General features: G+C 72.5%; 18 protein-coding genes. 6 read left to right on the top strand and 12 right to left on the bottom strand.

The features are described from left to right. The first annotated feature begins 89 nt into the window (after window positions 1-89). Complete coding sequence (locus AB0M83_RS15310; protein WP_364517306.1) at window positions 90-575, top strand: DUF4231 domain-containing protein; 486 nt, start codon at window positions 90-92, stop codon at window positions 573-575. 4 nt (window positions 576-579) lie between these two features. Here AB0M83_RS15310 and AB0M83_RS15305 read toward each other — a convergent pair whose 3' ends face one another. The 7 genes from AB0M83_RS15305 to nadD all read right to left on the bottom strand — a co-directional run bounded on the left by AB0M83_RS15305 (window position 580) and on the right by nadD (window position 7,213). Beyond that, entirely contained in the window at window positions 580-2,961 is a 2,382-nt protein-coding gene (locus AB0M83_RS15305; RefSeq protein WP_364517304.1) for a ComEC/Rec2 family competence protein, read from the bottom strand. Then, window positions 2,958-3,686: a ComEA family DNA-binding protein gene (locus tag AB0M83_RS15300; protein WP_364517302.1), complete on the bottom strand. Its 729-nt coding sequence runs from the start codon at window positions 3,684-3,686 to the stop codon at window positions 2,958-2,960. The genes AB0M83_RS15305 and AB0M83_RS15300 overlap by 4 nt, the downstream gene beginning before the upstream one ends. Window positions 3,687-3,959: 273 nt before the next feature. Further along, complete coding sequence (locus AB0M83_RS15295) at window positions 3,960-4,817, bottom strand: DegV family protein (protein ID WP_364517300.1); 858 nt, start codon at window positions 4,815-4,817, stop codon at window positions 3,960-3,962. Window positions 4,818-4,821: 4 nt separating this feature from the next. Beyond that, window positions 4,822-5,550 carry a diglucosylglycerate octanoyltransferase gene (gene octT / locus AB0M83_RS15290; protein WP_364517298.1) on the bottom strand — a complete coding sequence of 243 codons (729 nt, stop codon included), beginning with the start codon at window positions 5,548-5,550 and terminating at the stop codon, window positions 4,822-4,824. A 3-nt stretch (window positions 5,551-5,553) separates the two neighbouring features. Then, window positions 5,554-6,168 (bottom strand): histidine phosphatase family protein, encoded by a 615-nt coding sequence (locus AB0M83_RS15285; protein WP_364517296.1) that lies wholly within the window; start codon window positions 6,166-6,168, stop codon window positions 5,554-5,556. Further along, entirely contained in the window at window positions 6,165-6,560 is a 396-nt protein-coding gene (rsfS, locus tag AB0M83_RS15280; RefSeq protein WP_003067112.1) for a ribosome silencing factor, read from the bottom strand. Before rsfS ends, AB0M83_RS15285 begins: the two co-directional genes overlap by 4 nt. A gap of 59 nt (window positions 6,561-6,619) precedes the next feature. Further along, window positions 6,620-7,213 carry a nicotinate-nucleotide adenylyltransferase gene (gene nadD, locus AB0M83_RS15275; protein WP_364517294.1) on the bottom strand — a complete coding sequence of 198 codons (594 nt, stop codon included), beginning with the start codon at window positions 7,211-7,213 and terminating at the stop codon, window positions 6,620-6,622. Between the two features lie 173 nt (window positions 7,214-7,386). Between nadD and AB0M83_RS15270 the strand changes: the two genes are divergently transcribed. From AB0M83_RS15270 to AB0M83_RS15250, 5 genes are all read left to right on the top strand, one after another. Beyond that, entirely contained in the window at window positions 7,387-9,498 is a 2,112-nt protein-coding gene (locus AB0M83_RS15270) for a RecQ family ATP-dependent DNA helicase (RefSeq protein ID WP_364517292.1), read from the top strand. Between the two features lie 164 nt (window positions 9,499-9,662). Beyond that, window positions 9,663-10,934, top strand: a complete 1,272-nt coding sequence (locus AB0M83_RS15265; RefSeq protein WP_364517290.1) for an MFS transporter — start codon at window positions 9,663-9,665, stop codon at window positions 10,932-10,934. A gap of 69 nt (window positions 10,935-11,003) precedes the next feature. Next, a complete protein-coding gene (gene argS, locus AB0M83_RS15260; protein WP_364517288.1) occupies window positions 11,004-12,725 on the top strand; it encodes an arginine--tRNA ligase in 1,722 nt (573 codons plus the stop codon). A 12-nt stretch (window positions 12,726-12,737) separates the two neighbouring features. After that, window positions 12,738-13,127, top strand: coding sequence for a PPOX class F420-dependent oxidoreductase (locus tag AB0M83_RS15255; RefSeq protein ID WP_364517286.1), 390 nt, complete (start codon window positions 12,738-12,740; stop codon window positions 13,125-13,127). After that, the gene (locus AB0M83_RS15250) at window positions 13,124-13,408 is read left to right on the top strand and encodes an antibiotic biosynthesis monooxygenase family protein (RefSeq protein ID WP_364517284.1); all 285 of its coding nucleotides are present in this window, start codon (window positions 13,124-13,126) and stop codon (window positions 13,406-13,408) included. Before AB0M83_RS15255 ends, AB0M83_RS15250 begins: the two co-directional genes overlap by 4 nt. Before the next feature lie 122 nt (window positions 13,409-13,530). Here the strand turns inward: AB0M83_RS15250 and proB are convergent, their stop codons facing one another. The 5 genes from proB to AB0M83_RS15225 all read right to left on the bottom strand — a co-directional run bounded on the left by proB (window position 13,531) and on the right by AB0M83_RS15225 (window position 19,964). After that, a complete protein-coding gene (proB, locus tag AB0M83_RS15245) occupies window positions 13,531-14,640 on the bottom strand; it encodes a glutamate 5-kinase (RefSeq protein WP_364517282.1) in 1,110 nt (369 codons plus the stop codon). After that, a complete protein-coding gene (gene obgE / locus AB0M83_RS15240; RefSeq protein ID WP_364517280.1) occupies window positions 14,637-16,097 on the bottom strand; it encodes a GTPase ObgE in 1,461 nt (486 codons plus the stop codon). Before obgE ends, proB begins: the two co-directional genes overlap by 4 nt. A 108-nt stretch (window positions 16,098-16,205) precedes the next feature. Beyond that, window positions 16,206-16,466, bottom strand: coding sequence for a 50S ribosomal protein L27 (rpmA, locus tag AB0M83_RS15235; protein ID WP_013228479.1), 261 nt, complete (start codon window positions 16,464-16,466; stop codon window positions 16,206-16,208). Window positions 16,467-16,507: 41 nt separating this feature from the next. Continuing rightward, window positions 16,508-16,822, bottom strand: coding sequence for a 50S ribosomal protein L21 (gene rplU, locus AB0M83_RS15230; RefSeq protein ID WP_086678418.1), 315 nt, complete (start codon window positions 16,820-16,822; stop codon window positions 16,508-16,510). Window positions 16,823-16,982: 160 nt separating this feature from the next. After that, window positions 16,983-19,964, bottom strand: coding sequence for a translation initiation factor IF-2 N-terminal domain-containing protein (locus tag AB0M83_RS15225; RefSeq protein ID WP_364517278.1), 2,982 nt, complete (start codon window positions 19,962-19,964; stop codon window positions 16,983-16,985). Window positions 19,965-20,022 lie beyond the last annotated feature (58 nt).

Below are 20,022 nucleotides of genomic sequence, written 5' to 3'. Positions count from 1 at the left end.
CTCGCCCCGGCGAGTACCTCCTTTCGCGTCTCCCCTGTGCCGATAAGGTCGGCACCCGCCAGGTGTCGGCTCGGTCCGGGAGGTTCGGAATGCGGAATCTCGGCAAGCATTGGATGGTCACCGCCGAACGCGACGGCCAAGCCTTGCCGATGACGGTCGTCGCGAAGTGGCGGTGGTACAAGAAGGGCGCCCGGCGAGACCGGCTGCGGTACGGCGTCGTGGAAGTCGTCGCCCTCACCGGCTCGGCCGCGATCCCGGTGGCGGCCACCGCCCACCTCGACTCGGTCGTCATCGCCGCGCTCGGCGCTGTCGTCCTGGTCGCGACCGGCGTCCGGACCACGTTCGGCATGCACCAGAACTGGGTGGAGCACAGCCAGATCGGCTACGCGATCGAGCGTGAAGCAGCGTTGTACCTCCATTCCGCACCGCCGTACGAAGGCACGGACGCGGTCCGGGTGCTGGTCGCGCGCGTGGAGACCCTGGCCGACGAGGGCGGGCAGCAATGGGCTCGCCGCCGGATCACTTTCGAACACGACCGCCAATCCGGCGACAGCGCCCGCAAGCCCGCCGGGTGACCGCTCACCGGCGGGGCGGGCCACGCGGCTCGCCCCGGCGCGCCACCGCCGGGCCCGCCGGGTCGCCGACCACCGCGGTGTCGCCGTCCAGGTCGGTCCGGGTGACCAGGGCACCGAGCGCCGTCAGGCTGTCCATTGTGGACTTGTTGGGGTGCCCGTAGGTGTTGCCCGCGCCCACGCTGACCATCGCCACCCGCGGCGCCACCGCCGCGAGGAACGTCGGCAGCGAATAGCGCGAGCCGTGGTGCGGCACCTTCAACACCTCCGCCTTCAGGTTTCCGATGTCCGCCAAGAGATCCGCTTGCGCCGCCAGCTCGACATCGCCGGTCAGGAGCACCCGGCCGGCCGCGGTCTGCGCTCGCAGGACGACCGAACTGTTGTTGATCGTCGTGCCGTCCTGCTGACCCGCCGAGCGCTCCGGCACGTAACGCGGGCCGAGGACGTCGAGCGACAGCCCGGGCCACGCCTGCCGCTCCCCCGGGTTCAGCTCCACCAGCGGCACTCGCTGCCGGAGCGCCTCCGCGGCGACCTGCCGCCACGCCCACTCCGGCGCCCGCCCCGGGCCGACGGCGATCGCGCCGACCGCCCGGCCGTCGAAGACCGACGCCAGCCCGCCGATGTGGTCGGCGTGCAGGTGGCTCAGCACCAGCAGCGGGATCCGGTCGACCGCCAGCCGGTGCAGGCACTCGTCCACCGGCCCCGGCTCGGGTCCGGTGTCCACGACGACCGCGCGTCCCGGCTCCGCGGTCGCCAGCACGACCGCGTCGCCCTGCCCGACGTCGCACTCGACCATCGCCCAGTTCCGCGGTGGCCACGCCGGCGCGAGCACCCGGACGGGCACGAACACCAGCAGCGCGCCGACGACCAGCACCGCCATGGCCAGCCGCACGCGCCGGTGCCGGGCGGCGAGCACCAGCACGCCCAGCACGGCCGCCGCGAGCAGCCCGCCCGACCAGCCGCCGGGCCAGGCGACGACCGCGCCGGGAGCCCGCGCGCCGTGGCGCGCCACGGTGATCAGCCACCGGGCCTCCGGGTCGGCCAGGTGCACCAGGACCTTCCCCGCACCCGGCCACCAGGGACCGAGCACCGTCGCCAGCACACCGAGCACCGTCGCCGGGGCCACGACGGGCGCGGCGAGGACGTTGGTCACCACCGAAACCAGGCTGACCGTGCCCGCCATGCCCGCGAGAACCGGCGCCGTCACGAGGAAGGCGGCCAGCGGGATCGCCAGTCCTTCGGCGAACCCCGGCGGAACGCCACGACGCGCCAGCGCCGCGGCCCAGCGAGGCGCGATGAGGACGAGTCCGGCCGTGGCGAACACCGACAGCGCGAACCCGAAGTCCGTCGCCATCGCCGGATCCGCCACCACCAGCACGCACACCGCGAACGCCAGCGCGGGCAACGCCGAGCCCCGCCTGCCCAGCGCCAGGGCCAGCAACGCGACCGCCGCCATCAGCCCGGCCCGCAGCACGCTCGGCTCCGGCCCGACGAGGACGAGGAAGCCCACCAGGCACGCGCCGGCCGCCACCGCCGAGAACCGCGGTCCGAGCCGCAGCAAGCGCAGCAGGAGCAGGACCGCGCCACACGCCACGGCGAGGTTGCCCCCGCTGACCGCGGTCAAATGGGCGAGCCCGGCGGTGATGAACTCCTGCTCGACCCGCGGCGACAACCCGCTCGTGTCGCCCAGGACCAGCCCCGGCAACAGGCCGGCCGGTTCGTCCGGCAGGACCTGGCACAGGTCGTGGAGTCCGGCGCGCAGCCCGGCCGCGGTCCGCTGCCACCACCGCGCCGGCCCGAGGTCGCCCGGCGGCCCGCGCACGGACAGCACCGCGACGGTCAGGTCCGAGCCGCGCGGCGGCATCAGCAGGCCACTCGCCGTCACGTCCTGGCCCGGCAGCAGCGAAGCCCACTGCGCGACCGGGGCCAGCAGCAAGACACGTCCGGACGAGCTGACCGGCCGGCCGTCGACCGACGCCGTGCGGACGTCGGCGGTCAGCACCACCGATCGGGCACCGGCCTGCTGGTCGGCGTAACCCGCGCCGCGCACGGGTTTCGGGCGCTCGGTGACGACGACCCGCACCGACGCCGGGAGTCCGTCGGCCGAAGCCGCGCGGAGGTCGTCGTGCTGCGCGTCCCAGATCCGCCAGGCGACCGGCCCCGCGGCGACGAGTCCCAGCACCAGCAGGGCCGCGGCCGCGCCGAGCGCCCGGGGACGCCCCCGCGCCCGCCAGAGCACCAGCCCGGCGAGCGCCGCCGAGGCGAGGCCGGCGGCGACGGCCGTCCACCAGCCCAGCAGCAGGCCGCCGAGGGCGGCGAGCCAGCACGCCAGCGCCGCCGGGACGAGCCGCATGTCCTGCCGGGTGTCGGTCGTGGGAAGGGTGCTCATCCGACCATCACCTGCTCACGCAGTTTTTGGAATTTGCTTTCCCCGATGCCCGAGACGTCGCGCAGTTGCTCGACCTTCGTGAAGCCGCCGTGCTCGGTGCGCCACTGGACGATCCGCTGGGCCGTCACCTCGCCGACGCCGGGCAGCGTGTCCAGCTGGTCCGCGCTCGCCGCGTTGAGGTCGACCTTGGCGCCCGCCGGCGCACCGGCGGCACCGGCGGCCACGGCGGCCGGCGCCGGGATCCCGACCGCGAGCTGTTCCCCGTCGGTCACCCGGCGGGCGAGGTTGAGCGCGCTCAGGTCCGCGCCGGGCTCGGCGCCGCCCGCGGCCCGCAGCACGTCCGCGACACGGGCGCCCTGGGCCACGGTGACGAGACCGGGCGACCGGACGCGGCCGATCACGCTGATGACCAACCCGGTCTGCGGCGCGGCCCGGGCCGGTGCTTCGCTCGCCGGTTTCGCGCTGGGCAGCGCGGGCGGGGGCTCGGGCACCGGCGGACCGCCGAAGAGCGCGACCGAACCGAGGACGATCACCACCACCGACAGCAGGACACCGGCGAACGCCCACCGGCGGCGGCCGGCACCGGCCGGTCCGCCCGGCAGCCAGCGCCGGACCAGCCGGCCGCCGGGCCCGACCGTGCTCGCGTCGGGCGAGAGCTGGTCGGCCAGCCAGGCGAGCCGGTCGTTGACGGGTGGGCCCGGATCCCGGGCGGGCTGCTCGAACACACGATCGACGTTAGGGCTCGCGGGGCGGCGTCCGACAGGGGTGCCGCCGCGTCCTGTGGACAACCGGGGTGCTGTGGACGGATCCACCCCGCCCGGGCCGGGAACGGCCGTTTCCGTCGTACCCGGGTGGCATGCTGGAGGGTTCGGCGCACCGGCGGTCAGCGCGGCGGCCGCCGACGTCGGCCGGGTGCCGGAGCGAGGTGAAGGGGCCCTTCCTCGCATCAGACGCGGCGAAGGGTCCCTTCAGCTCGTCACATGCACCGAAGGTGCCCTTCAGCCTCGCGAGGGAACCGTCCGCTGGACGACCACCCCGAGCACGCCGGGCCCGGTGTGGGCCCCGATCACCGCCCCCAGCTCGGAGACCACGCAGCCCGCCGACCGCGGCACGGCCTCTTCCAGCCGGTTCGCCAGCTCGACCGCCCGCTCCGGCGAGGCGAGGTGGTGGACGGCCAGTTCGACGTCGTCGTCCCGCGCGGCCTGGGCCGCGAGCTCGACCAGCCGCGCGAGCGCCCGGTTCATGGTGCGGACCTTCTCCAGCGGCAGGATCCGGCCCTCGCACATGTGCAGCACCGGCTTCACCGCCAGGGCCGTGCCGAGCAGCGCGGCCGCCGGGCCGATCCGGCCGCCGCGGCGCAGGTGGTCGAGGGTTTCCACGACGAACAACGTCGACGAGCACCCGGCCGCGGTCACGGCCGCGGCCTCGACTTCCGCCGCCGAAGACCCTGCCGCGGCAGCCGAAGCGGCGTGCAGGGCGGCGAACCCGAGCCCCATCGCGGTGGTGCGCGAGTCGACCACGCGGACCCGGTCCGGCCCGACCTCCTGCGCCGCCAGCACCGCCGCTTCCCAGGTGCCCGACAGCTCGCGCGAGAGGTGCACCGAAACGATCGCGTCGGCACCGCCGGCCAGCGCCGCGCGGTACTCCTTCACGAACTCCGTGGGCGTCGGCCGGGACGTCGTGACGATCTTGCGCTGGCTCATCGCCTCGGCGACCGCCGCCGGGCCGGTCTCGACGCCATCGAGGGAGACCACGCCGTCGACCAGGACGTGCAGCGGCACCACCCGGACCGCGTGCCGTTCGGCGAAGCCCTCCGGCAGGTGGGCGGTGGAATCCGTGACTACGGCGACCGACACGCCGTCAGCCTACGTGGCCGGGGGCGAGCACCGGCGCCATCAACACGGACATCGCGTCGCCCACCGCGGCGTGCCCTTTCCAGCCCCAGTGCATGCCGTCGGGGTTGCCCTCACCGCTCAGGACGTGCTCTCCGACAACGGCTTCGAGGTCCAGCAACGGAACTCCGGCTCGCGCGCCCCAGGCCGCCATCGCGGCCGCCGCGGCCGGCCGCGCGGTGTGCACGCCGCCGTAGGCCGCCGCCCGGTGCACCGAGGGCAGCATGCCGAAGATCGGCAGTTCGGGACGCAGGACGCGCAACGCACCGACCGCCGTGTCGAGGTACTGCACGGTGAGCTTGGCCGGCAGCACCGCGGGACGGCCGCGGAACGCGACCGAAAGCCGGGGCTGCGCGGCCAGGTAGGCCTTGCGCACCACGCGCCGCACAGGGTCGGGACGCAGGTACTTGAGCCCCGTGCGCAGGTAGGTCGGCAACGGCGAAGGCAGCGTGTCCATGCTGCCGACCGCCAGCACGACCGCGTCGACGTGGTGCAGGTCGGCCCAGACGCGCGGGTCGCCGGTCAGCGACCACCAGGCGTCCCGGGCGGTCCAGCCGATCCCGGCGACCAGGTCGGCGGTGCCGCCCAACGCGGCGGCGGCCACGTTGGGCCACAGGCGCGGCTCGTCCGCGGCGCAGGGTCCTTCGGGACCGTGAAAGCTCAGCGAGTCGCCGAACACGAGCAGGCGAGGCCCCATCGGCTAGCCGTGCATCCCCGCGTTGTAGGCGTGCAGCCGCCACTTGCCGTCGCGCGCGCCCAGCTCGACCCAGTGGCAGTTCGAGATCCCGCCCAGCGAGGGCCAGGCCTCCACCGGCAGGTTGATCAGCCGCGCGGTGAGCGCGGTGATCAGTCCGCCGTGCGCGGCCAGCAGCACGGTGTCGCCCACCGAGGAGTTGGCCTGCTGCAGGTCGGTGACGACCTCACCCGCGCGGTCGGCGACGTCGAGGCGGTTCTCCCCGCCGGGCGGCGCCCAGGTCGCGTCCTTGCGCCAGCGGTCGCGCTCTCCGGGGTAGGCCGCGTCGACCTCAGCGCCGGTGAGCCCCTGCCATTCGCCGAGGTGCGTCTCGCGCAGGCGCTTGTCGATGCGCAGCGGGACGCCGATCGCGTCGGTGAGCACGGTGGCCGTGTCGGTGGCGCGGCGCAGGTCGGACGCGATGACGAGGTCCGGTGAGAACCGGGCCAGCGCGGGGACCGCGAACCGGGCCTGGTTCCAGCCGACCGGCGTCAGCGCCGAGTCGAGGTGACCCTGCATCCGCCCGGCGGCGTTGTAGTCCGTCTCGCCGTGGCGCCAGAGCACGAGCCGCCGGGGGCTCACGGGACGTCCGGATCCTCGTCGGCGGGCGGCTCTTCGAGGCCGGCCACCTCGATGCGCGGGCAGTCCTTCCACAGCCGCTCGAGGCCGTAGAACGTGCGCTCCTCGACGTGCTGGACGTGCACGACGACGTCGACGTAGTCGAGCAGGACCCAGCGGCCCTCGCGGGCGCCTTCGCGGCGGACCGGCTTGTGCCCGCTCTCCCGCAGCTTCTCCTCGACGTTGTCGACGATCGCGCCGACCAGGCGCTCGTTGGACGCGGAGGCGATGACGAAGGCGTCGGTGATGACGAGCTGCTCGGACACGTCCAGCACGACTACGTCGCTGGCCTTCTTGTCCGCCGCCGCGTGTGCGGCCGCTACGGCCAGCTCTCGTGCCTCGGACGTGGCTGCCACGGTGCTCCTTCACAGATCGGGTTCGCCCGAGAAGAGTACCCGCCGGGACCAGCGGCGCTTCAGTCGCTCTTCCGGTAGAGATCCTTCTTGGCGATGTAGCGCACGACGCCGTCGGGAACGAGGTACCAGACCGGCTCCCCGCGCTCGACGCGGTCGCGGCAGCCGGTCGACGAGATCGCCATCGCGGTGACCTCGACGAGGCTCACCTTGCCGCTGGGCAGGTGGTGCGAATTGAGCCGGTAGCCGGGCCGCGTGACGCCGATGAAGTGCGCGAAGTCGAACAGCTCGTCGGCCTTGTGCCAGGTCAGGATCTGTTCGAGCGCGTCGGCGCCGGTGATGAAGAAGAGCTGGTCGTCGGGGTACTCGGCGTGGAGGTCGCGCAGGGTGTCGACGGTGTAGGTCTGGCCGGCGCGGTCGATGTCGACGCGGCTGACCGAGAAGACCGGGTTGGACGCGGTCGCGATGACCGTCATCAGGTAGCGGTCCTCGGCCCTGGTCACCTGGCGGCTCGTCTTCTGCCAGGGCTGCCCGGTGGGGACGAAGATCACCTCGTCGAGCCCGAACCGGGACTGGACCTCACTGGCCGCGACGAGGTGGCCGTGGTGCACGGGGTCGAACGTGCCGCCCATGACCCCGATCCGCCGTGGTGACATGAACCGGGAGCCTATACACCGCGCGCGCGGGACGTCGGGTGCTGTTCACCACCTCGCCCGGCCGGGCCGATAATGTGATTCAGGTCACATAACCACCCGTATTCGTCACGAACGGTCCGTTCGCACCGCCGCCGATTCCCGGATCGTCGGTGTCATGGGGTAGACGTGGGGACGTGGACACGACCAGCACCACCCCAGCCCTCCGCGACCGCGCCGAGACCCTCCTCCGGGCCCTGGCCGGCGACTCGGCGAAGCTGCGCGAAGACCAGTGGACGGCCATCGAGGCCCTGGTGGCGCACCGGCGTCGCGCGCTGGTCGTGCAACGCACCGGCTGGGGCAAGTCGGCGGTGTACTTCCTCGCCACGGCGCTGCTGCGGGAACAGGGCAGCGGGCCGACGGTCATCGTCTCGCCCCTGCTCGCCCTGATGCGCAACCAGATCTCGGCGGCGGCCCGCGCCGGCATCCACGCGGCGACCATGAACTCGGCGAACCCGCAGGAGTGGGAGCAGGTCCAGGCCTCGGTCGCGGCCGGCGAGGTGGACGTCCTGCTGGTCAGCCCCGAACGGCTGAACAACCCGGACTTCCGCGACAACGTCCTGCCGAAGCTGACCGCGAGCACCGGGCTGCTGGTGGTCGACGAGGCGCACTGCATTTCCGACTGGGGGCACGACTTCCGGCCGGACTACCGGCGCCTGCGCACGCTGCTAGGCGACCTGCCCGACGGCGTCCCGGTGCTGGCGACCACGGCGACGGCGAACGACCGCGTCGTCACCGACGTCGCCGAGCAGCTGGGCCTCGGCACGGGCACCGACACGCTCGTGCTGCGCGGCAGCCTCGACCGGGAGAGCCTGCGGTTGTCGGTGTGCCGGCTGCCGACGTCCCAGGCGCGGCTGGCCTGGCTCGCCGAGCACCTGGCCGAGCTGCCCGGGTCGGGGATCATCTACACGCTGACGGTGGCGGCGGCGCACGACGTCGCGTCGCTGCTGAAGGACCGCGGGTACCCGGTGGCGGCCTACACCGGCAAGACCGACCCGGCCGACCGGCAGGCGGCCGAGGACGACCTGCTCGGCAACCGCGTCAAGGCACTGGTCGCGACATCCGCGCTGGGCATGGGCTTCGACAAGCCGGACCTCGGGTTCGTCGTGCACCTCGGGGCGCCGTCTTCCCCGATCGCGTACTACCAGCAGGTCGGCCGCGCCGGGCGTGGCGTCGAACGCGCCGAGGTCGTGCTGCTGCCCGGCGAGGAGGACAAGGCGATCTGGGCGTACTTCGGGTCGCTCGCCTTCCCCGACGAGCTGCGGGTCACCCAGGTGCTGAACACGCTTTCCTACGCCGACCGTCCCCTTTCGACGGCCGCGCTCGAGCCGTCGGTGGAGCTTTCCCGCTCACGGCTGGAAATGGTGCTCAAGGTCCTGGACGTCGACGGCGCGGTGCGGCGCGTCAAGGGCGGCTGGACCAGCACGGGCGAGAACTGGGAGTACGACAGCGGGCGGTACAAGCGCGTCGCGGAGGCACGCCACCGCGAGCAGGACGCGATGGTCGGCTACCTGGAGACCGGCGGCTGCCGGATGGAGTACCTGCGGCGCCAGCTCGACGATCCCGACGCGGCACCGTGCGGGCGGTGCGACAACTGCACCGGGCAGCACTGGGACACGACCGTGGCCGACGACGTCGCCGAGGCGACCCGGGAACGCCTGCAGCGTCCGGGCGTCGAGGTCGCGCCGCGGAAGCAGTGGCCCACCGGGATGTCCTCTTTGGACGTTCCGGTGTCCGGCCGGATCAGCGCCGACGACCAGGCCGAGCCGGGCCAGGTGCTCGGGCGGCTCACCGACGTCGGGTGGGGCAACCGGCTGCGCGAGCTCGTCGGCACCGGCGCCCAGGACACCGACGTCCCCGACTCGGTGTTCAAGGCCTGCGTGCAGGTGCTCGCCGGGTGGCAGTGGGCGGAGCGGCCGGTCGCGGTGGTGGCGGTGCCGTCGGAAACCCGGCCGCGGCTCGTCTACAGCCTGGCGACCCGGCTGGCCGAGATCGGCAAGCTGGACTTCCTCGGGGCGCTCGACGCCGAAGGGCCGCCCCCGCGCCAGGCGAACAGCGCGCAACGGCTGGCGGACCTGTGGCGGCGGCTGAGCATGCCGGCCGACCTCGCCGGGGTCCTGCCGGCCGGGCCGGTCCTGCTGGTGGACGACGTCATCGACACCGGCTGGACGATGACGCTGGCCGCGCGCCTGCTGCGGAGGGCCGGGGCACCGGCGGTGCTGCCGTTCGCGCTGGCCAGCACGGCCTGACCGGAAGGAGACCGCGTACCCGGAGGGTCGGCTCGCGTGCCTGGAGGGTCGGCTCGCGTGCCTGGACGGTCGGCTTGGCGGGCCAACCGGGCAGTCGGGATCTTTCGCACCGCGAACGAATGTGGCAAAGTCCCGTTGCACCTTCGGGGGACGTGGAGGCTGCCATGACCGTGCAGGTTCAGCACCGGCTGCCGGTGCGCAAGCTGTTCGCGGCGAGCGCGGGCAATGCGCTGGAGTGGTTCGACTGGACGATCTACGCGACGTTCAGCATCTACTTCGCCGGCGCGTTCTTCCCGGCCGGGAACGACACGCTCGCGCTGATCAACACCTTCGCCACCTACGCGCTCGCGTTCTTCTTCCGCCCGCTCGGCGGCGTGCTGCTCGGGCGCTTCGCGGACACGCGCGGCCGCAAGCCCGCCATGATCCTCACCATCCTGCTGATGGCCGGCGGCTCGGTCGCGATCGGCCTGTTGCCGACGTTCGCGCAGGTCGGCTGGCTCGCGCCGATCCTGCTGCTGCTCGCCCGCATCGCGCAGGGGCTGTCGCTCGGCGGTGAGGTGTCGAACGCGTCGGCGTACCTGGGCGAGATCGCGCCGCCGGAGCGCCGCGGGCGGTACTCGGCGTTCTTCTACATCTCGACCGGGACGGCCGTGCTGATCGCGACCGTCCTCGGCTTCGTGCTGGCCCGCGCGCTGGACAAGGCGCAGCTCGCGTCGTGGGGCTGGCGGCTGCCGTTCCTGCTGGGCGGCGTCTTCGGGCTGGTCGGGTTGTGGTTGCGCCGCAGCCTCGCCGAGACCGAGCTGTTCGAGCAGACGAAAGTCAAGGCGCGGAAGCTCGAGCGGCCGCTGCTGACGACGCTGACCCACCACCCGAAGGCCGTCGGCAGGCTCGTCGGCTTCACGATGCTCTCGACCCTCTGCTACTACACGTTCTTCAGCGCGCTCACGTCCTTCGCGGTGAAGAACCGGCACGCCGACGCGGACGCCGTGTTCCTCGCGCTTTCCGTCGGCACGGCCCTGTTCATCGCCCTGCAGTACCCGATGGGCGCGCTCGCGGACCGGGTCGGGCGGAAGCCGCAGCTGCTCGTCTGGTCCGGGGCGACCGCAGTCGTGGTGGTGCCGCTGTCCACCTTGATCGGCCCGGACGTCGGCGGCCTGCTCGTGGTGTTCTGCGTCGGGCTCGGGCTGTACACCGCGATGACGTCGATCGCGCCGGCCCTCATGAGCGAGCTGTTCCCGACCGAACTGCGTGGGCTCGGGATCGGTGCCTGGTACAACCTGACCGTCGCGATCTTCGGTGGCACCGCGCCGCTGCTCATCACCGTCTTCGGCGCGGTCTCGCCGACGCTCTACTTCTGGTACGTCGCGGCCGGCGCCGCCATCGCGTTCGCCGTCATCCTGACGTTGCCCGAAACGAAGGGCAGCGAGCTGCGGTAAACCCTTCGTCATCGGCCGGTCACGCTCGCTACGCTGCGTGCCCCGACACCGAGCCGAAGGAGGGACACCGTGCAGCACGCCGACGTTACCGAGGAGCTGGCGCGCCGCGTCGTGGCCGCCGCCGGCCAGGCACTGGACGTCGAGCTGACGCCGGAGCAGGCGCTGATCCAGGCGTCGCCACGCGAAGGCGTCGACTACCAGGCCAACCTCGCGATGAGCCTGGGCAAGCGGCTCGGCCGCCCGCCGCGCGAAGTCGCGACGCTGATCGCCGGCGCACTCGAGCCGGACGGGATCGCCGACCCACCCGAGGTCGCCGGGCCGGGATTCTTGAACTTCGTGCTGCGCAGGGAATGGCTGGAGACGCGCACCGCCGCGCTGCTCGACGATCCGCGCCTCGGCGTGGCGGAAACCGCGTCCCCGCGGCGGATCGCGCTGGACTACAGCAGCCCGAACGTCGCGAAGGAGATGCACGTCGGGCACCTGCGCACGACGGTGATCGGTGACGCGCTCGCACGCCTGCTGCGGTTCGCCGGGCACGAAGTGCTGCCGCACAACCACCTCGGCGACTGGGGCACGCCGTTCGGCATGCTCATCGAGCAGCTCCTCGACGTACCGGCCGGGCACCGCGCCATCGCCGACCTCGACGCGTTCTACCGCGAAGCGCGGCAGAAGTTCGACAGCGACGAAGCTTTCGCAACCCGCGCACGCGACCGCGTCGTGCTGTTGCAGAGCGGCGACGAAGAAACCCTGGCCGTCTGGCGGGAGCTCGTCGCCGAATCGACACGGCACTTCGACGAGGTCTACGCGCTGCTCGGCATTTCGTTGACCGACCAGGACATCTACGGCGAGAGCTTCTACAACCCCTACCTCGCGGCGGTGGTCGACGACCTCGAGAAGGCCGGGCTGACCGAAATCAGCGACGGCGCCGTCTGCGTGTTTCCCGAAGGGTTCCGCAACCGCGAGGGTGACCGGTTGCCGCTGATCGTCCGCAAGCGCGACGGCGGCTACGGGTACGCCGCCACCGACCTGGCCACCGTCCGCTACTGGACGGCCGAACGCGGCGCGACCGACCTCCTCTACGTCGTCGGAACACCGCAGGCGCAGCACTTCGCGATGCTGTTCGCCGTCTGCCGCGCCGCCGGCTGGCTGACCGGACACGCCGAGCACATCGGCTTCGGGACCGTGCTGGGCGCGGACGGCAAGACCATGCGGACCCGCTCCGGCGACACGGTCAAGCTGGCCGACCTGCTCACCGAAGCCGTGACGCAGGCCGCCGCGGTCGTCGCCGAACGCAGTGAGCTCGACGCCGCGGGGCAGGCCGAGGTCGCCCGCGCGGTCGGCATCGGCGCGGTCAAGTACGCCGACCTGTCCGGCGACCGCGAGCGGGACTACGTCTTCGCCTGGGACCGGATGCTCGCCAAGGAGGGCAACACCTCGGTGTACCTCCAGTACGCGCACGCGCGGACGCGGTCGATCCTGCGGAAGGCGGGTGGACTGCCCGACGGCACGGCAGTCGTCTTGGAAGCGCCTGCCGAACGAGCTCTCGCGCTGAAGCTGCTCAGGTTCGGCGAAGCGCTGAAGACCGCGACAGACGGCTACGCGCCGCACAAGCTCTGCACGTACCTGTACGAGACGGCGGTCGCGTTTTCCCGGTTCTTCGAGGAATGCCCGGTCCTGAAAGCGTCCTCGCCGTCGCTGCGCGCGTCCCGGCTGAGGTTGACTACGCTGACGTCGCACACGCTTGCGCTCGGGCTTTCCCTGCTCGGCATCGAAGCGCCCGACCAGCTTTAGCGGGAGACCACCGTGGAACTGCCCGGCGACCTGCTCGCACTGCTGCGCGAGCCCAGCCTCTGCTTCCTGTCCACCTTGATGCCCGACGGCTCGCCGCAGCTCACCCAGACCTGGGTGGACACCGACGGCACGCACATCCTCGTCAACACCGTGCTGGGCCACCAGAAGCAGCGCAACATCGAGCGCGACCCGCGGGTGGCGCTCAACGTCGCCGACCGCGAACGGCCGTCGCGCTACTACGCGATCCGCGGGCAGGTCATCGACACGACCGAAGACGGCGCGGTCGAGCACATCGAGAAGCTGGCGCAGCGCTACCTCGGCGGCCCGTACCCGTGGTGGGGCGGCCGGGACCAGACCCGCCTGCTGCTCACCATCAAGCCGGACCGGATCAACCCGACGTGATCATCATCGCCGGCCGGCTCGCCGTCGCTCCCGAGGACCGTGCCGCCTACCTCGAGGGGTGCGCCGAAGCCGTCCGGCTCGCGCGGGAGGCACCCGGCTGCCTGGAGTACGCGCTGGGTGCCGACCTGCTCGATCCCGGCCGGGTGACCGTGTACGAGCGCTGGGAGTCCGACGAGGACCTCGAGCGCTTCCGCGGGTCCGGACCGTCGGACGAGCAGGCGGCGCGGATCCTCGACGCGTCGGTGGCGCGCTACCGGATTTCGGCGGTCGAGGCCCCGTGATCGGAAGGGCATCTCGCGTGATTGAAGAGGCATCACGTGTGATTGGCGGGGCATCACGGCGATGCCCGCTCAGTCACGGGTGATGCCTCTCTGATCACGGGTGATGCCTGGGGATCACAGCGTCAGCGGCGGAGAGGGACCAAGTCGTCGGCGTGGACGACCTCGCGGCGCTGCTCCGCCGGGAGGTCGGGGGTGGACCGGCCGATCAGGTCCGGGAGCTCCGTCGCGTCGAACGCCACCACTCCGCGGGCCACCGCGCGGTCCTTCGCGTCCACCAGGTCGACCACGTCGCCGGCCTGGAACTCGCCCTCCACGCCCGTGATGCCGGCCGCCAGCAGCGACCTGCGGCGGCGGACCACCGCCGTGACCGCGCCGTCGTCCAGGCGGAGCTTGCCCGTCGTGTCCGCCGCGTAGCCCAGCCAGAAGCGGCGGGCCGACAAGCGCGTGTCCGCCGGGGCGAACGCCGTTCCCGGGGAAGCGGAAGTCAGCGCAGCCGAGGCTTCCGACGCTGCCGCCAGCAGGACCGGGATGCCCGCGCCCGCCGCCGTGCGGGCCGCCGCCAGCTTCGACACCATGCCGCCCGTGCCGAGGCCGGAGCTGGACATGCCGACCGAGATTCCGTCCACATCGGACTCCGAGAGGACCTCGGTGAGCTTGCGGGTGGCGCCGTCGCGGGGGTCGCCGTCGTAGAGACCGTCCACATCGGACAGCAGGATCAGCGCGTCCGCGCCGATCAGGTGCGCCACCAAGGCAGCCAGACGGTCGTTGTCGCCGAAGCGGATCTCTTCCGTGGCCACCGTGTCGTTCTCGTTGACCACCGGGACCGCGCCGAGCGCCAGCAGCCGTGAGAACGTCCGCTGCGCGTTGCGGTAGTGCGACCGGCGGACGACGTCGTCGGACGTCAGCAGGACCTGGCCGACCGTCAGCGAAAACCGCCCGAACGACTCCGCGTACGCGTGCGCCAGGGCCAGCTGGCCGACGCTCGCCGCGGCCTGCTGGGTCGCGAGGTCACGCGGTCGCTTGCCGAGCGAAAGCGGGGCCAGCCCGGCCCCGATCGCGCCCGAAGACACGAGGACGATCTGCGCGTCCCGGGAGACGCGCTCCGCGATCGCGTCGACCAGCGCGTCCAGCCGGGCCACGTCGAGCCCGCTGCCCGCCGTGGTCAGCGCCGACGAACCGACCTTGACCACCAGGCGACGGGCGGCCGCGATGGCTTCCCGCGTGCCGCTCACGCGTCGAGGTCCAGGTCGTCGCCTTCCGGCTCGTCCGAGCCGTCGCGCCGGATCCGGCGGGCTTCCTTGCGCTCGGCGGCGCCGACCCGGTCGTGGTTCTCGAGGCGGACGTCCGTGCCGCGCCCGGACAGGTGCATCGCGACGCTCGGCGTCGACGGCTCCCACTCGAACTGGACATCGCCGATCGTGACCGGGCTGCCCGGCCGCGCGCCGAACTTCGCCAGCTTGTCCTCGACGCCGAGGCGGTTGAGCCGGTCGGCCAGGTAGCCGACGGCCTCGTCGTTGCCGAAGTCGGTCTGGCGGATCCACCGCTCCGGGCGGACGCCGCGCACGATGAACGCGCCTTCCTCCTCGGGGTCGAGCTCGACGGTGAACCCGGAGTCGTCGACGGCGAGCGGCCGCAGGACGATCGTCTCCGGTTCCAGCACCGGCTGCATCTCGCGGTACTGCTCGACCACCTTGGCGAGCGCGAAGGTCAGCTCCCGCAGGCCCTTGCGCGACGCCGTGGAGACCTCGAACACCTGCAGGCCACGGGCTTCGAACTCGGGCCGGACGAACTCGGCGAGCTCGGCGGCCTCCGGGACGTCGATCTTGTTGAGCACGACCACACGCGGGCGCTCCTCGAGCTTCCCGCCGAGACCCGGGGTGTACTTGGCGAGTTCCGCTTCCAGAGCGTCCACATCGGACACCGGGTCGCGGCCGGGCTCGAGGGTGGCGCAGTCGACGACGTGCACCAGCACCGCGCAGCGCTCGATGTGGCGCAGGAAGTCGAGCCCCAGGCCCTTGCCCTCGGACGCGCCGGGGATCAGGCCGGGCACGTCGGCCATCGTGAACACCGTGTCGCCGCCGGTGATGACGCCGAGGTTCGGCACCAGCGTGGTGAACGGGTAGTCGGCGATCTTCGGCTTGGCCGCGGACAGCACCGAGATCAGCGACGACTTGCCGGCGGACGGGAAGCCGAGCAGGCCGACGTCGGCGACCGAGCGCAGCTCCAGGACCAGGTTGCGGGTCTCGCCCGGCTCGCCCAGCAGCGCGAACCCGGGGGCCTTGCGGGCCTTCGACGACAGCGCCGCGTTGCCGAGGCCACCGCGGCCGCCCTGCGCCGCGACGAACGTGGTGCCCGGGCCGATGAGGTCGGCGACCAGCTCGCCGTCCTCGGTGAACACGACGGTGCCCGACGGCACCTTCATCACCAGGGTCTCCCCCGCCGCGCCCGCGCGGTTGCCGCCCTGGCCCATCTTGCCGCTGCCCGCCTTGGCGTGCGGGCGGAAGTGGAAGTCGAGCAGGGTGTGCACGTTGGGGTCGACGACCAGCAGGACGTCGCCGCCGTTGCCGCCGTTGCCGCCGTCCGGGCCACCGAGGGGCTTGAACTTTTCGCGGTGCACCGAGGCGCAGCCGTTGCCCCCGTCACCGGCGGTCAGGTGGATGACCGCTCGGTCCACGAACCGGGACGCCATGACTTTGCCTCACTTCACTCAAGAAAGGGTACGAACAAAACAAACGAGGGGTGGCACCGGATATTCCGGCCCCACCCCTCGTCAGAGGTCTAACTCGAAGCCGAGAACTCAGGCTTCGACCGGCACGACGATGTTGACCGTCTTGCGGCCACGCTTCTCGCCGAACTGAACGGCGCCGGTGGCCAGCGCGAACAGCGTGTCGTCGCCGCCACGGCCGACGTTCACGCCCGGGTGGAACTTGGTGCCACGCTGGCGGATCAGGATCTCGCCGGCGTTGACCTGCTGGCCGCCGAAGCGCTTGACGCCGAGGCGCTGCGCGTTCGAGTCACGACCGTTGCGGGAGCTGGACGCACCCTTCTTGTGAGCCATAGCTCAATCCTCTTTCAGTCTTACCAAGATCCGGAAAGTTCTTACAGGGAGATGGCGGTGACCTCGACGCGGGTCAGCTTCTGCCGGTGACCCTGACGCTTGTGGTAGCCCGTCTTGTTCTTGAACTTGTGGATCCGGATCTTCGGACCCTTGGTCTGCTCGACGACCTTGCCGGTGACCGAGACCTTCGCCAGCGCGTCGGCGTCCGTGGTGACCTCGCCACCGTCGACGTACAAAACGGCGGGGAGGATGTGCTCGGTGCCCGGCTCGCCCTCGAGCTTCTCGACCTCGACGACGTCGCCGACGGCCACCTTGTACTGCTTGCCGCCGGTCTTGACGATCGCGTACGCCGACACGGAAGTCTCCTGCATTACTCGACAATGGGTGGGGGCCTGCACGATCGGCCCACCTCGGGGAGGTGGTCCTGCACTCGCGCAGCGACCTACTCTGGTGGCAGGCCGTACTACAGGTTACGTGGGGTGCCCCGGTGCGTTACCACCGGGGTCCCCTAGTCGTTCACTGGCTCTGGTCGGACGCGTGCACCGGCGGACCCGCCGGGCGCGACGCGGCCCGGCGCGACCGGCGCCGGGTGGGGCGCGTGGCCGGTTCGGGCACGCTGACGTCGGGATCGGCGACCGGTTCCGCCGGCTCGGCAGCCACCACGGACTCCGTGACCGGCTCTTCGGCCGGTTCCGGCGCCGAGGTCCGCTCGACCGCCGGCTCGCCCAGCGGCACCGGGAGCTCGTCCGCCTCGGTGGTCACCGGGACGTCCGCGACCTCGGTGGCCGGCTCGGTGACGGCCTGCTGACGCGTCTCTTCGGCGGCCTCCGAAGACGCCACGGCCTCGGCCGTGTCGGTCACCTCCGGGACGTGCCCGTTGCCGTTCGGCACGCCGTGGTCGTGATCCTTGGCCACCTTGGAGGCGTTGGCCATCGCCGCGACCGCCGAGGCGACCGACGCGCGCTGCTCCGGCGGCGGGACCGCGTGGACCTCGGCCTTGGCGGCCTCGGCCTGCTCCTTGGCGGCCTCTTCGCCCTTGTTGCGGCCCCGCGACCGGCGGGAGCTCTTCTCCCCGCCGCCGCCGTTGCCGCCACCATTGCCGCTGCCGCCGCCGTTGCCGCCGTGGGAGTGCGAGCCGCCACTGGTGCGCTGCACCTCGGTCGAGACGAGCACGCCCCGGCCCTTGCAGTGCTCGCACGGCGTCGAGAACGCCTCCAGCAGGCCGGTGCCGATCTTCTTGCGGGTCATCTGGACCAGGCCGAGGGAGGTGACCTCGGCGACCTGGTGGCGCGTGCGGTCGCGGCCGAGGCACTCGGTCAGGCGGCGCAGCACCAGCTCGCGGTTGGACTCGAGCACCATGTCGATGAAGTCGATCACGATGATGCCGCCGATGTCCCGCAGCCGGAGCTGGCGGACGATCTCCTCCGCCGACTCCAGGTTGTTGCGGGTCACCGTCTCTTCGAGGTTGCCACCCGAACCGGTGAACTTGCCGGTGTTGACGTCGATGACCGTCATCGCTTCGGTGCGGTCGATGACCAGGTAACCGCCGGACGGCAGCCAGACCTTGCGGTCGAGCGCCTTGGTGATCTGCTCGTCGATCCGGTGGTCGGCGAACACGTCACCGGTGCCGGTGTAGCGCTTGACCCGCTCGGTCAGCTCCGGCGCGACGTGGCGGACGTAGTCGTTGATGGTCTCCCACGACCGGTTGCCCTGGATCTCCAGCTTGGCGAAGTCCTCGGTGAAGAGGTCCCGCACGACCTTGACCAGCAGGTCGGGCTCTTCGTAGAGCATGGTCGGAGCGCCGCCCTTCTTGCCGGAACCGGCGGCGGCCTTCTCCTTGATGACGTCCCACTGGGCCTTCAGGCGGTCGACGTCGCGGCCCAGCTCCTGCTCGCCGATGCCCTCGGAGGCGGTGCGGATGATGACACCCGCGTCCTCCGGGACGATCCGCTTGAGGATGTCCTTGAGCCGGCGGCGCTCGTTCTCCGGCAGCTTGCGGGAGATGCCGGTGGCGCCGCCCGCGGGCACGTACACGAGGAAGCGGCCGGGCAGCGAGATCTGCGTGGTCAGCCGGGCGCCCTTGTGCCCGACCGGGTCCTTGGTGACCTGGACCAGCACGGAGTCGCCGGTGGACAGCGCCTGCTCGATCTTGCGGGCCTTGCCCTCCAGGCCGGCGGCGTCCCAGTCGACCTCGCCGGCGTAGAGCACGGCGTTGCGGCCGCGGCCGATGTCGATGAACGCGGCTTCCATGCTCGGCAGCACGTTCTGGACGCGGCCGAGGTAGACGTTGCCGACGATCGAGCCGGAGCCCGACTGCGTCACGAAGTGCTCGACCAACACGCCGTCCTCGAGGACGGCGATCTGCGTCGCATCCCCCTTTTCGAGGACGACCATCGCGCGCTCGACCGACTCGCGCCGGGCCAGGAACTCGGCCTCGGACAGGATCGGGGCACGGCGGCGGCCGGCCTCGCGCCCGTCGCGGCGGCGCTGGCGCTTGGCCTCCAGCCGCGTCGAGCCGCGGACGCTGCGCACCTCGTCGCGCGCCGGACGCTCGCGCTCGGGCTGCTCGGCCTTGGCCTGGCGGACGTGGGTGACGGTGTTGGGCGGGTCGTCGGTGGTTTCGGCGTCGTCGCCGTCCGAGCCCTTGCGGCGACGGCGGCGACGACGGCGCTTGCTGCCGCCTTCGCCCTCGTCGCTGTCGTTGTCGGACTCGTCGGTGGCACCTTCGGGCTCTTCGGCGGCCTCGGACTCGTCCTTGGCCGGCTTCTCGTCGCCGTTGCGGGAGCGGCGGCGCGCGGGCGGCTGCTCCTCGGCCTGGGCGTCGTCGCCCTCGTTGTCGTTCTCGTCGCTGCCGTCGGCGCCCTTGCCCCGGCCACGGCCGCGGCGCCCGCGGCGGCGGCGACGGCGGCTGTTGGCGTCGTCACCGTCGTCGTCACCGGAGTCGGTGGCCGGCGTGGTGTCCTCGGCCTCCTCGTCTTCGACGAGCTCCGGCTCGGGCCGCTTCGCCGGGGCGACCGGCTCCGCGAACGGGTCGGCCGGCTTGCGGGCCGGCTTGGTGGCCGCGGGCTCCGGCGGCAGGAAGACCGGCGACGGCGCGGCGAACACCGGCAGGTGCGCGCGGGTCTTCTGCCGCGGGCGCGGCTTGTCGGCTTCGGCGGCCGGCACCTCGGGCGCGGCGGGCGCCGCAGGCACCTCGGGGCGGGCCGCGGGGGCCTGCTCCGCCGGCGCCGGGGCCTGCTCGGCGGGCGCTTCACCGGCGTCGGCCGGGGCGAAGGTCTCGGCCACCTTGAGCGCGATGTCCCTGGTCACGCTCGACTGCGCGCTGCGCACGCTTTCGCCCAGCTCGACGAGCTTGGCGAGGACGTCCCGGCTGTTCTTCTCGAGCAGCTTGGCCAGCGCGTGCACCCGGATCCGGGCAGGCAGCTCGGCCAGCGGACCGCTCGTGGGTGTGGCGGGATTCCCGCCGGTCTGCTCGGCGGGTGTTTCCGCGTTCGACATGTGTCTCCTCCGCCCCCGGGCGCGTCTGCCGGTGCTCACCGGCAGGGACGCGGCCGCG

It is taken from the genome of Amycolatopsis sp. NPDC051106 (assembly GCF_040682775.1).
Classification (GTDB): domain Bacteria; phylum Actinomycetota; class Actinomycetes; order Mycobacteriales; family Pseudonocardiaceae; genus Amycolatopsis.
This window is presented reverse-complemented; position numbering and strand designations above follow the sequence as displayed.

Bases quoted from the DNA above. Each gene is read 5' to 3' on its own strand.
- AB0M83_RS15310 (WP_364517306.1), top strand. From the start codon at position 90: ATGCGGAATCTCGGCAAGCATTGGATGGTCACCGCCGAACGCGACGGC.
- AB0M83_RS15305 (WP_364517304.1), bottom strand. From the start codon at position 2,961: ATGAGCACCCTTCCCACGACCGACACCCGGCAGGACATGCGGCTCGTC.
- octT (WP_364517298.1), bottom strand. From the start codon at position 5,550: ATGGGGCCTCGCCTGCTCGTGTTCGGCGACTCGCTGAGCTTTCACGGT.
- nadD (WP_364517294.1), bottom strand. From the start codon at position 7,213: ATGTCACCACGGCGGATCGGGGTCATGGGCGGCACGTTCGACCCCGTG.
- AB0M83_RS15265 (WP_364517290.1), top strand. From the start codon at position 9,663: ATGACCGTGCAGGTTCAGCACCGGCTGCCGGTGCGCAAGCTGTTCGCG.
- obgE (WP_364517280.1), bottom strand. From the start codon at position 16,097: ATGGCGTCCCGGTTCGTGGACCGAGCGGTCATCCACCTGACCGCCGGT.
- rpmA (WP_013228479.1), bottom strand. From the start codon at position 16,466: ATGGCTCACAAGAAGGGTGCGTCCAGCTCCCGCAACGGTCGTGACTCG.
- AB0M83_RS15225 (WP_364517278.1), bottom strand. From the start codon at position 19,964: ATGTCGAACGCGGAAACACCCGCCGAGCAGACCGGCGGGAATCCCGCC.